Raw genomic sequence first — 11,284 nt, 5'->3', positions numbered from 1 at the left:
GCCGCGTTTGCCATCCTCTTTTCAGGTCATGAGTACCAGCATCGAGCCCCGGCTTGCTGGTCGGCAACCCTCCTCCGCGGTGGGGTGCTCCGGGTGACGACCTGGCTGGCGCCGGAAAACCGGTGCAGCAAGCGCGGACTCGATTTCCGACAGGTACGTCGGGTCCCTTGATCGACAAGGGGTTATTTGTCATGACTGCTGTTCTGAACAACTCGTGTGCGTCTTTCGCGGCCGTCAGCGGAGCTGACCTTCAGGTCCCGTTGGTCGACGGAACGAGTTGCGCATACGCCAATTTCGACTACGCGGCCAGCGCGCCTGCGCTCGCCGAGGTCACCGCACGGATCGCCGAGTTGCTTCCGTACTACTCGAGCGTGCACCGCGGAGCCGGGTACGCATCCCGTGTATGCACGGCTGCGTACGAGAAGGCCCGGGTGACGGTGTCCGATTTCGTGGGCGCACAGCCGGATTCGGTCGTCGTCTTCACCAGGAACACCACGGATTCGCTGAACCTGCTCGCGGGATGTGTACCGGGTGACACCGTGGTGCTGGACATCGAGCACCACGCGAACCTGTTGCCGTGGAGGGATCGTCGCGTTGTGGTCGCCGCCGACTCGATCGCCGAGACGCTGACACGCATCGAGGTCGAGCTGGAGACGAAACCCGCTGCGCTGCTGGCGATCACCGGCGCGTCGAACGTCACCGGAGAGGTGCTGCCGATCCGCGAACTGGCCGAGCTCGCGCACTCGCACGGTGCGCGCATCCTCGTCGACGGCGCGCAGTTGGTGCCGCATCGCCGCATCGACATCGGTGATCTGGGTGTCGACTACCTCGCGTTCTCCGGCCACAAGCTGTACGCGCCGCACGGTGCAGGCGTCCTCGTCGGCAAGCGGGACTGGCTCGACGCGGCCGAGCCATACCTCGCCGGAGGCGGCGCCGTGCGCTCGGTCTCGATCGATCGGACCGAATGGGCGCCGGTGCCCGCACGGCACGAGGCCGGAACTCCGAACGTCCTGGGAGTCGTCGCACTGGCCACGGCATGCGAGGCGCTGGCTCGGCACGAGTCGGCAGGATCGATCTCGCACGAGCGCGAACTGTCCGACCGTCTGCGCGACGGTCTGTCGTCGATCGACGGCGTCGGCCTTCTGACGGTCTGGAGCGACGCACCGGACACTGTGGGCATTGTCACATTCACGGTCGACGGGTACGGCCCGGGCGAGATCGCCGCGTACCTGTCGGCAGAGCACGGAATCGGTGTGCGCGACGGCAAGTTCTGCGCGCATCCACTGCTGTCCAGGCTCGGCCACGCAGGCGGGGCCGTACGCGCCAGCCTGGGGCTCGGCAGTTCCGGAGGCGACGTCGACAGGCTGATCGACGCGGTCCGGACCCTCGCAACCGACGGACCGTCCTGGACGTACGAGGAGGACGGCGGATGGTGGAATCCGGTGCCGGATCCCCGCCCGTTCCCCGATCTGGCCGACGGTGCCGCAGGCGTGGGATCCCCATGCGCCACACAAACGGTTAGCATCGCTTCATGACAGCAATTGCTCTGTCGCAGAGCGGACTCTGGTCGGATCGCTACGTCGATCTGTGCCGTACCGCCTCGGGGTCGTGTAGGCGTTCGGGCTAGGCCTCAGCCGTCATATCCCTGCTTGCACCAGAAGGACTTCACCTTCATGTCGAACAGTTCAGCCGTACGCGTAGCACTCGTCCACCCGTCGCAGTGGACCGAAATCACCGACGCAGCCCCCACCGAGACGATCGTGCGGATCGAAGCCGCCGACCTTCGTGAAGGGCAGCAGGCACGAGCTCGTGCCCGCGCCGAGGCCGTCGAGGCGGGCAAAGACGCGGACAGCGTCGCCGTGTTCCTCGACATCGAAATCCACATCGCCGACGACGCGAGGACGGCTCGCCGCGAGTTCGCGGCCCTCGACGCGCCTACGGTGCCCGGGTCGATTCGCTACGTCGGCACACCCTCCGGACTGGCCGGCCTGATCGCCGATGTCAAGGCCGCCGACGTCGCCGACGGTGTGACCCTCCTGCCCGTCGGGCCCACGTCCCGGAATCTGGACCGCGTCGCCGACGGCGTCGTGCCGTGGCTGGAGGACCGCGGCGTGGTGTTCGCAGCGGATGCAGTTCTCGAAGGTGCAGGCGTCGCTCGTCGCAGCCGAGTGCTGGCGTCCTGATCCAGGTCACCCTCGCGGTCGGGTCACGCGTTCAGGTGACGTCGACCGCGAGTCCTGCGGTGATGCGCAGTAGTTCCGCGCTGGTGGTCCGGAAGACAGTGTTCGGATGCCCCGCCGCCGCCCACAGTTCTGTGTGTTCGGCCAGCGACTCGTCCACGTAGGTGGGCAGGTTGGTGGGGTGCCCGACGGGCGCGATGCCGCCGATCGGCTGCCCGGTCGCGTGCTTGACGAGGTCGAGCGGGGCACGCGTCAACGTTCCGTCGAGGCGGGCGCCTGTCGCCTCCAGGTTCACCTGATGCGCACCCGACACGAGCAGAAGAACCGGATCGTCGTCGAGCAGGAAGACCAGCGATTTCACGATCGCGCCGACGGCGACACCCAACGATTCAGCGGCGGCCTCGGCCGTCGGTGTCGGCTCGGGCGAGGTGACGACGACGCCGTGGTGTCCGCGCGAGATCAGAATGTCCGCGACGTGGGCTGCGTTCGGGTGAAGTAGCCGGGGCATCTTCCAATGGTATTGCCACTCGGCCCCGTTCGCAGTTACTCGTTGCGCAGTTCGCCGAACAGCCTGAGCCTCGCCATGCCGCCGTCGGGGAAGATGTCCATGCGCACCTCGGACACCGGCTCGGAGTGATCGAGCAGGAAGCGATGCCTGGTGTCCGGCTGCAGACGAGTGCGCGGCAGCAGTTCGATCCATTCACCGTTTCCGAGTTTGCCCGTCAACGACGCAGCACCGGGAGCGTTTCCGAGGAAGCACGACGTGTCGAGCTCGGCCAGATGGATCGTGCCCGTTCCGGCGAGAGTGACCTGGACCCAGTCGTTGGCGTCGTTGCGGCGGCGTGATGTCTCCCATCCTTCGCCCATCGAGCGAGGCGGTCCGGGGAACAACAGATTGTTGGGTGAGCTGTAGAACATGTTGGAGCACGCCGAGACGTACCCGCCGTTCTCGAGCGCCGCAAGATCGAACGGGCCTGCGGCGATGAAGCGCGGATCCGGCTTTCCTCGGCCCAGCACTCGCAACCGCGCGACACCGCCGTCCGGGTAGATGCTGAGCTTGACGTGGGTCCAGCGCTCCTCCGAGGCCACCTTGAAACGGTTCTCGGAGTCGCCCTCGACGGCGCTCTTCGGGACGATGGTCTCCCACGTGGCGTCCTCGTACAGTTCCTTCGCCGACGGGAAGCCTTCGACGGACGCCGCTTCGACGGAAATCTCCGGCGGGTAATTGCCGGTGAACCAGGCGGTGTCGACGACGACTGCGTCGACGACACCTGGCGCTCCGAGCCGCACGATGGCCTCGTCGTAACCCGATTCGCGACGCCGCCGCGTCTCCCAGCCGTCGTAGATCTGCCCTTTGTGACCGAAGGTGGCGGTCTGGTAATCGGCCTTCCCCGGCTTGACCAGATTCTCCTTCTCCGCGAACGTTTCGTCGTTCGCCCACACGACTGCGCCACCGAGAGTGCGTACCGCGAGATCTGGCAAGGGGAGGGGGAAGGTGGTTGTCATGGTGGTCAGGATACTGGGAGTGCGTCCGGTTGCTCGGTGCGTGCGGCCTTCGTGAAGGCGAACAGCAGGGCGATCCCCACCGCCGAATACGCCGCGAGGGCCAGTGCAGGCTGACCGAGGCCCGTCCCGGAGAAGTACACGATGCTGCGCACACCCTCGGTGCCGATTCCCGGCGTGATCCACCGCCCGACGGCGGCGTAGAACTCGGGGAGTACGTAGGGTCCGAACGCGCCTCCGGCACTCGGGTTTCCGAGGATCACGAACACGATGATGGCGATCGGTACCGCCGCCACTCCGATGGCTGCGCGCAGCCCGAGCGTGAACATCGACGTCGCGAACACCACTCCGGTGCCGAGGAGCCACAGCGGGAACCAGTGACCGGCGAACGTGCCGAGCAGGTGGGTGACGATCAGCGCTCCCAGCGCACCGGACAGCACGGAGTACGCGGCGAAGATTCCGAGTTGGGCAGCGGCGTCGCGGCGGGACTTCGGGGCGCCGACGAGCAGGCCGATCGCGGCGGCCAGCAGGTATCCGCCGACGACCCAGCCGACGGACAGATAGAACCCGGACAGTCCGCGGTTGTCGTGGATCCCGACGGGGATGTCGTCACGGACGACGAACTGGCGGCCCTGTGAGGCCTCGACCTCGGTGAAGATCGACTCGAGGGCAGCGGAGATGGAGCTTCCCGCGGCGCTCGCCGTGATGACCGTGTCCGTGCCCGAGGCGCTGACGACATAGGCGCCCAGCACCTCGCGGTCGCGGATCAACGACCTGGCATCTTCGGTGCTGGCGACCGCGCGCGCGTCGAGCGGTGTGCCGTCGATGGCGTTGAGCTTGTCCGCGGTGTCGGTGTCGATTCCTGCGGGCAGACCTTGCTCGGCCACCACCGCGATGGGTATTTCCCGCGGGGTGGGCTGATGGAACGCGGCAACATAGCTCGCGATGAAGCCGAGTTGGAGCAGTAGTACCCCGAACGCGATCCAGACGACCTTGCGCATGCGATCTCCTCCGACACGATTGTGAATACCTCAGGTATTGAATACTCTAGGTATCGTGAACCGACAGGGTCAAGCAACGTGGGCGCCGACACAACGTCCCGGCCGCGAAAACGTGCGCGAACGACTGCTCGACGCCGCCGCCGACGAATTCACCGAGAACGGCTACGCCGCAGCCAAACTGCAGGACATCGCCCGCCGAGCCGGATTCACCAAGGGCGCCGTCTACTCCAACTTCGAATCCAAACAGGCACTCTTCGCGGAGTTGCTGTCCAAGAAGTCGATGGACCTCGCCACCCGCGTCATCGACACCGTCTCCGGCCTCGGCCCGGGCGACGCCGCAGGCAGAAGCGGCGACGCCATCGCCTCCTGGGTCGTCGACGAACCGCGCTGGCCACTGCTCGTCACCGAATACGGGATCCAAGCCGGCCGAGACCCCAGCCTCGCCGACGGATATCGACACGAACGCCGCCGACTCCGCGACGAACTCGAACGACTGATCGCCGAACGAGCCGACGACTGGGGCGTCGGCACCGGAATCGACGCACGCCGCGTCGCAACATCACTGCTCGCCCTGATCTCCGGCCTCGCCGTCGAACACTCCGTCGACCCGGAAGAGATCGACCACGACGCCATCGGCGACGCCATCTCCGCCCTCTTCACCGGCGCAATCGCACGCGCCGCTCTCGAACGTTGAACCCGGGCATCCCGAAATCTCGCAGGCTCCACTCCTGATTGGAGCCGACAGGGATGGGTAACTACGACTCATGACTGCTCAAAATCCTGAACCCGACGACACTGCAGGCCTCGAGGCCGGCGGCGGCGTCACGCCGGGCGATACCCCTCCCGCCGAGACGGGAGTGAGCGGACCGCAGCACGAGCCCCCGCAGCGCAGCCTGGCCATGCCCGTTGTTGTTCTCGGTGTGATCGGACTGATCGTCGTGATCGTCGTGCTTGCCTTCGTCGGCCGGACGCTGGATCTGTTCTAGCGCCGATAGAGCTTCAACCCGGGAGTCGAATCAACGATTCGACCAATTCGCCTCTCCAGCACAGCCATTCGTGACCGCCGTCGAACTCGGAGTATCGAACGTCGATGCCCCGAGTTCGCAGCATGTCCGCAATGCGCTCGTTGTTCGCCGGCATGTGCCCTTCGTGAATCCCCACCGTCATGTCCACGCGGAACGGCGAAACCGCCTGATCGGCAATCATGTCCGCGATGCGCCCACCCAGTGGGCCCTGCACGTCGCCGTGCGGCATCTGCGGCCACCAGAAGGAGCCCGACTGGCTCGCCACCAGCGCGAACCGGTCCGGCCGGGTCAGTGCGGCGAACATCCCTGCCAGGCCGCCATAGCTCTGCCCGGCGACAACAGTGCGCGTCGGATCGTCGGTGAACGGTGTGATGTCGGCCACCAGCGGCAGCAGCTCGTCGGTGATCGCTCGCCAGAAATCGGCGTTGCAGGGGAGTTCCCTACCCCGTGTGTCGTTGTCGATCGTGTGAACGAACACCAGGACAGCCGCGGGGAACTCGCCCGCCTCGGTGGCCAGGTCCAGAACCGGCGCGAGCGGATTGTCCTCCACCCAGCGCTCGCCGTCGAGAACGATCACCAGGGGGCGTCGTGCATCGACGTCTCCCGGGGTCCGGTGCACCCAGACCCGTCGGCTGTTGCCGAGAACAGTGCTGTCCCAGACCAGTTCGTGCGGACCCTCGCCGGTCTTGTCCACCTCGTGCCACCAGCGTTGGACGGGCGCGTCCGGCATCTCGGCCAATGACGCCCGGTCCGTGCCCGACGCCGAGGACCGTCGTGGATTGAACTCGTCGGCCACCGCATGATCGAGAAGCCCGAGGAACCTCGATCGGACCCCCGCTACCGTGTCGGCTATCCCGGGCGGATCCACCTGCGCAACCAACTCCGCCGATGCGGGCACGAACCGGTAACTGCCGCGCCACGTCGATGCGACCTCGGTGGACCAGAACCAGATGCCTGTGTTGTCCAGTCGACGCATCGTCGTCAACTGCGCACTGTGATGGTCGGTCAACGAGCTCGCGTCGAAATACACGCGCGCCGGATCCGCGCCGCTGGAGTGCCTGTACAGAAAGCTGACCTGCACGCGACCGTCGGCCACGGCCGCGATTCGCGGAGTTCCCGCGCGCGAGACGCGTTTCCAGAACTCGGGCTCGGATCCGGCCTCCGCGAGCTGGGAGCGCACTGTCGTTTCCACATCAACTACCATCAGGCAAGCCTAACCTCAGATCGAAAGGTTCATTCCTCGTGCCCACCAGCCGTACCTTCACCCGCGCCGCGGCGGTACTGATCGCGTCGACGGTCGCCCTCGTCGGTTGCAGTTCGTCCGCCGACGACGCGGCCGAGAACTCCGAGACAACAGCAGTAGCGTCCTCCGACGGATCCTGGCCCCGAACGGTCGACACCGAACAGGGGCCGGTGGAGATTCCGGCGCAGCCGGAGAGAATTCTGTCCACGGCGGTCACCCTCACCGGCAGTCTGCTGGCGATCGATGCTCCCGTGGTCGCGAGCGGGGCGACGTCGCCGAACACCGACGTCGCCGACGGTCAGGGATTCTTCACGCAGTGGGGTGGCATCGCGGCCGAACGTGGCGTGAAACCGCTTCCCGCGACGGACATCGACGTCGAGCAGGTGATCGGTCAGAACCCGGACCTGATCGTCGTCTCCAAGACCGGTGCGGACTCGGCGATCGACCTGTACGACCAGTTGAGTGCAGTCGCGCCGACCATCGTCGTGGACTACGGCAACAACTCGTGGCAGGACGTCACCGAACTTCTCGGCGAAGCGACCGGCCACGAGGCGCAAGCGCAGGAGAAGATCGCGACGTTCGAGGATCTGGTGGCGTCTGCGAAGGCGGAGATGGCCTTGCCGCCGCAGCCGACCACGGCGTTGGTCTACAACGGCGCCGAGGGGTCCAACGTGTGGACGGAAGAATCCGCGCAGGGAAGTCTGTTGACCGAGCTGGGATTCACTCTCGCCGACATCCCCTCGGCCGCACTGGGTGACACGTCGATGGGTGCGCGCAAGGACATCGTCCAGATCTCGCCCGAGAACTACTCGCTCGCCTTGGCCGGGCAGACAGTCGTTCTCGTGACGGCCGACGACACCGACGTGGCCGAGTACCGAGCCGACGCCCTGCTCGCACAGACTCCCGCCGTGCAGCAACAGCACGTCTACGCCGTCGGACTGGACACGTTCCGGCTCGACTATTACAGCGCAACCAACTTCGTCGAGCGCCTGCAGGAAGAACTGTCCTGACGAGTGGCCGCCGTGCTGATCGTCCGAACGTCAGTACGGCGGCCAACCGTCCTCGGGGCCGAGTACGCGCTCGATGCGCGTGCGGTTGATCTTCGCCAGCTCGTCCCGCATGACCTTGCGTTCGGTCTCGTCGGAATTGTCGAGGCGATGCCCCAGGTCGACGAGCACGGCGCGGGGGTCGAGACGGAAGGAATCGTCACCGAGCATCGTCGAGCACACGATGTAGCCGTAACCGAACCTTTCGATGTACATGCGGCACGCGTCGATGAACACACTCTGCGTCGCCGGATCCATCCCAGCGCACGTACGTCCGACAGGCCGGAGCGTCGACGCCAGGTAGTCCACGTCTGCGTCGGACAGCTCCGCAAGTTCTGCATCCGCCCGCGCGAACAACTCGGAGTACGACCCGTACGGCCGCGCGTCGGCGACTCGTGATGCCCACGTGTGCGAACAGCTGCACTCGTACAGCGCGTGCACCGCTTTGCGACGCGGCAGATCGTTGAACGTCTCGAGCCCGAGTCCCTGGTGCATCATCATGAAGAAATCATGAGCCGCTGAGGATGCGAATTCCAGGCCTGAGCAGGGTCTTAGCCCAGGCGTAACGCGGCGTAACACGGTGCTGCACTTCCAGCCCTCCCGACCCGAGCCCCTGCGCCGTTCGGAACGGTGCGGGGTCGTCGGTGTCGTTTCGTTCGTGGGGTGTGGGTCAGCATGTGCAGGGTGAGTGGAGGACGAGCAAACTGCTGTTGCTGCGACCTACGCCGACAGCCGAGGTGGGCTGCCCCAGGCTTGTTACTCTCGGGTTCATGACGGAACGGAACTGGAACGCATTCTCGGTCGAGATTTCCGACCATATCGCGTCGGTGACGCTGCTCGGGCCGGGTAAGGGCAACGCGATGGGCCCCGATTTCTGGAGCGAGTGCCCGCGGTTGTTCGCCGAGTTGGACGCCGACGACGAGGTGCGCGCGGTTCTGCTCACCGGATCCGGCAAGAACTTCACGTACGGCCTCGATCTGGCTGCCATGGGCGGGGAGTTCGCGCCGCTGATGGCGGACAAGGCGCTCGCGGGTCCGCGCACCACCTTCCACGACACCATCAAGCGCATGCAGCTGGCCTCGAACGCCGTCGCCGACTGCCGCAAGCCCGTCGTCGCGGCGGTGCACGGCTGGTGCATCGGCGGTGGCCTCGACCTGATCAGCGCCGCCGACATTCGCTACGCCAGTGCCGATGCCAAGTTCAGTGTTCGTGAGGTGAAGGTCGCGATCGTCGCGGACATGGGTTCGCTTGCACGTCTACCCGCGATCATCGGCGACGGACATCTGCGTGAGCTCGCGCTCACCGGCAAGGACATCGACGCCGCTCGTGCGGAGAAGATCGGGCTCGTGAACGACGTCTTCGAGGATCAGGACGCGTTGCTCGCAGGCGCTCGGGCGACCGCGGCGGAGATCGCCGCCAACCCTCCGCTCGTCGTACACGGGATCAAGACGGTCCTCGACCATTCGCGGTCCGCCGCCGTCGACGACAGTCTCCGCTACGTTGCGGCCTGGAACGCAGCGTTCCTGGCGTCGAACGACCTCACCGAGGCCATCACCTCCGTGTTCGAGAAACGGCCGGCGAACTTCAGTGGCAGCTGACATGAGCGGTACCGCCGACATCGACACCGCCGAGGAACTGGGCACTCAGCTCGTCCGACTGCAGCGCATTCGCGAGCGCAAGTTGGCTCAGATGTCCGTCGAGTCCGGTGGCGTGGAAGGCGCAGCATTCGTCTGCCTCTTCCGGCTGCTGCGCGACGGGCCGATGCGATCGAGTGAGCTTGCGACTCTGGTGAACTCGGACCCGTCGACCGTGAGTCGGCAGGTTGCGCAGCTGGTGGAGCACGGCCACGTACAGCGAGTGCGTGACGAGAAGGACGGCCGTGCGTACGTTCTCGCGGTCACCGAGACCGGCCGCAGCGTCGCCGACCGGATGCACCGCAAGCGCACCGACAGCCTCGGGCTGGTACTGGCCGATTGGACTCAGGAGGATCGAGTTGCGCTCGTCGACCTGCTGGACCGGTTCCTGACCGACTACGAGCGAGTCAGGCCCGACGCGCCCTCCGGCCGCGACTGAACGAGTCGATCGCTCGGAGACATCGAATCCCGGGCACGCTGACCACAAGGGAGGACGCGGTGCTGGACGGCACACGACGGTGGTTCCCGCGTACCTTCCGTCCGCACTCAGGCTCCGCCCCGGCGGATCGACTCGAGCGCAGGGTCGGTCTCGGTATCGCGGTTCTCGTTCCCGTGTTCGCCGTCATCGGCGCCGTGGTGATGCTCTCGGACGAAGGCCCGTCGTCGGATCTCCGGCGCATTCTGTGTGGTGCCGTGCTGCTCTCGACTCTTCCGGTCGGGGGGTGGTGGTGGGTGCACGGCCGCGAAGTCGTGCGCATGCCGGGATGGTTCGTCCTCTACGCCGACGTGGGCGTGGCCACCGTTCTGTTCACGTTCGACGAGCGTGGGCTAGCGCTGTACGCGACCGTGTTGTTCGCCGTGATCGGCATCTACATCGCGTATTTCTCGTCCACCACGGTTCTACGGCTGCATTCTCTCTTCGTCAGCGCGGTGATCGTGGTCCTGGCCGTCGGCACCTACATCGAGGGAGTGCACGACGCCGCGTCCGTCGTGGCCCAGGCGCTCGTCGCCCTGGTCGTGGTCAACTCCGTGATCGTGTTCCGAGCCGTCATCAAAGCTCAGTTGGAACTCGCGGTCACCGACTCGCTCACCGGGTTGCTGAATCGACGCGGATTCGAAGTTCGGATCGAACGACTGCTCACCGAGTCCGGCGACGGGGACGACGTCGCAGTGTTCGTCGTCGATCTCGATCGGTTCAAGTCCGTCAACGACAGTCGCGGCCACGCAGCGGGAGACCGGGTGCTGAGGTCGACGGCGCACCGTCTCGAAGCCGTCGTGCCCGACGAGTCCTGCGTCGCCCGCACCGGTGGTGAAGAGTTCACGGCTGCGGTACGAGTGACCAGGTCGCAGGCGCCCGAAGTCGCGGGCATGATCCTCGAATCTCTGCACGAGCCCGCCGACGAAGTGTCGATCACGGGAAGCGTCGGAGCCGCCGTCGTGTCCGTCGATCGGTGGAAGAGCCTGCAGCCACAGGATGCGTCGGCGATGATCCATTCAGCCCTGCTGAAGGCCGACGCCGCCATGTACGAGGCGAAACGGTCGGGCGGCAATCAGGTGCGTGTGTTCGACAAGTGAACAGCCCATATCAAGCAAACAGCCCATGCCAAGCAGACAGCCCACGTCCCGCGGGCCCCTGTCGAGGCATGCGGAAC

13 protein-coding genes and 1 riboswitch are annotated in these 11,284 nt (G+C 66.1%); of the genes, 8 read left to right on the top strand and 5 right to left on the bottom strand.

Going from position 1 to position 11,284, the window contains the following annotated elements; genetic code table 11:
• Window positions 1-24 precede the first annotated feature (24 nt).
• A riboswitch (SAM riboswitch) is annotated at window positions 25-140 on the top strand.
• A gap of 51 nt (window positions 141-191) precedes the next feature.
• A complete protein-coding gene (locus H292_RS0106965) occupies window positions 192-1,535 on the top strand; it encodes an aminotransferase class V-fold PLP-dependent enzyme (RefSeq protein WP_020110930.1) in 1,344 nt (447 codons plus the stop codon).
• A gap of 138 nt (window positions 1,536-1,673) precedes the next feature.
• Window positions 1,674-2,183: a hypothetical protein gene (locus H292_RS0106960; protein WP_230594324.1), complete on the top strand. Its 510-nt coding sequence runs from the start codon at window positions 1,674-1,676 to the stop codon at window positions 2,181-2,183.
• A 31-nt stretch (window positions 2,184-2,214) separates the two neighbouring features.
• Here the strand turns inward: H292_RS0106960 and H292_RS0106955 are convergent, their stop codons facing one another.
• The 3 genes from H292_RS0106955 to H292_RS0106945 are packed head-to-tail and all read right to left on the bottom strand — an operon-like array spanning window position 2,215 to window position 4,684.
• Window positions 2,215-2,688 carry a YbaK/EbsC family protein gene (locus H292_RS0106955; protein WP_020110929.1) on the bottom strand — a complete coding sequence of 158 codons (474 nt, stop codon included), beginning with the start codon at window positions 2,686-2,688 and terminating at the stop codon, window positions 2,215-2,217.
• A gap of 35 nt (window positions 2,689-2,723) precedes the next feature.
• Window positions 2,724-3,686, bottom strand: a complete 963-nt coding sequence (gene alc / locus H292_RS0106950) for an allantoicase (RefSeq protein WP_020110928.1) — start codon at window positions 3,684-3,686, stop codon at window positions 2,724-2,726.
• 5 nt (window positions 3,687-3,691) lie between these two features.
• Window positions 3,692-4,684, bottom strand: coding sequence for a hypothetical protein (locus H292_RS0106945; RefSeq protein ID WP_019663038.1), 993 nt, complete (start codon window positions 4,682-4,684; stop codon window positions 3,692-3,694).
• Between the two features lie 112 nt (window positions 4,685-4,796).
• Between H292_RS0106945 and H292_RS0106940 the strand changes: the two genes are divergently transcribed.
• Window positions 4,797-5,378 carry a TetR/AcrR family transcriptional regulator gene (locus tag H292_RS0106940; RefSeq protein ID WP_019663039.1) on the top strand — a complete coding sequence of 194 codons (582 nt, stop codon included), beginning with the start codon at window positions 4,797-4,799 and terminating at the stop codon, window positions 5,376-5,378.
• Between the two features lie 70 nt (window positions 5,379-5,448).
• Entirely contained in the window at window positions 5,449-5,670 is a 222-nt protein-coding gene (locus H292_RS0106935; RefSeq protein WP_019663040.1) for a DUF6480 family protein, read from the top strand.
• Between the two features lie 13 nt (window positions 5,671-5,683).
• On the opposite strand, the gene fes is transcribed toward H292_RS0106935, so the two are convergent.
• A complete protein-coding gene (gene fes, locus H292_RS0106930; RefSeq protein WP_037188075.1) occupies window positions 5,684-6,913 on the bottom strand; it encodes an enterochelin esterase in 1,230 nt (409 codons plus the stop codon).
• A gap of 38 nt (window positions 6,914-6,951) precedes the next feature.
• Here fes and fepB point away from each other — a divergent pair, with 38 nt between their 5' ends.
• Window positions 6,952-7,962 carry a Fe2+-enterobactin ABC transporter substrate-binding protein gene (gene fepB, locus H292_RS0106925; protein ID WP_020110926.1) on the top strand — a complete coding sequence of 337 codons (1,011 nt, stop codon included), beginning with the start codon at window positions 6,952-6,954 and terminating at the stop codon, window positions 7,960-7,962.
• A gap of 30 nt (window positions 7,963-7,992) precedes the next feature.
• On the opposite strand, the gene H292_RS0106920 is transcribed toward fepB, so the two are convergent.
• The gene (locus H292_RS0106920) at window positions 7,993-8,499 is read right to left on the bottom strand and encodes a 2-oxo-4-hydroxy-4-carboxy-5-ureidoimidazoline decarboxylase (protein WP_019663043.1); all 507 of its coding nucleotides are present in this window, start codon (window positions 8,497-8,499) and stop codon (window positions 7,993-7,995) included.
• Window positions 8,500-8,768: 269 nt separating this feature from the next.
• On the opposite strand from H292_RS0106920, the gene H292_RS0106915 reads away from it, so the two are divergent.
• Genes H292_RS0106915 through H292_RS0106905 form a run of 3 tightly spaced genes read left to right on the top strand, consistent with a single transcriptional unit; the run spans window position 8,769 to window position 11,207 of the window.
• On the top strand, window positions 8,769-9,596 hold the full coding sequence (locus H292_RS0106915; RefSeq protein WP_019663044.1) for a crotonase/enoyl-CoA hydratase family protein: 828 nt from the start codon (window positions 8,769-8,771) through the stop codon (window positions 9,594-9,596).
• Window position 9,597: 1 nt separating this feature from the next.
• Window positions 9,598-10,071, top strand: a complete 474-nt coding sequence (locus tag H292_RS0106910) for a MarR family winged helix-turn-helix transcriptional regulator (protein ID WP_230594322.1) — start codon at window positions 9,598-9,600, stop codon at window positions 10,069-10,071.
• Window positions 10,072-10,130: 59 nt separating this feature from the next.
• On the top strand, window positions 10,131-11,207 hold the full coding sequence (locus tag H292_RS0106905; protein ID WP_020110924.1) for a GGDEF domain-containing protein: 1,077 nt from the start codon (window positions 10,131-10,133) through the stop codon (window positions 11,205-11,207).
• Window positions 11,208-11,284: the final 77 nt, after the last annotated feature.

Source organism: Rhodococcus sp. 114MFTsu3.1 (assembly GCF_000383555.1).
Classification (GTDB): domain Bacteria; phylum Actinomycetota; class Actinomycetes; order Mycobacteriales; family Mycobacteriaceae; genus Rhodococcoides; species Rhodococcoides fascians_E.
Note: the sequence above shows the minus strand (reverse complement) of the source record. Positions and strands in the feature narration are given on the sequence as shown.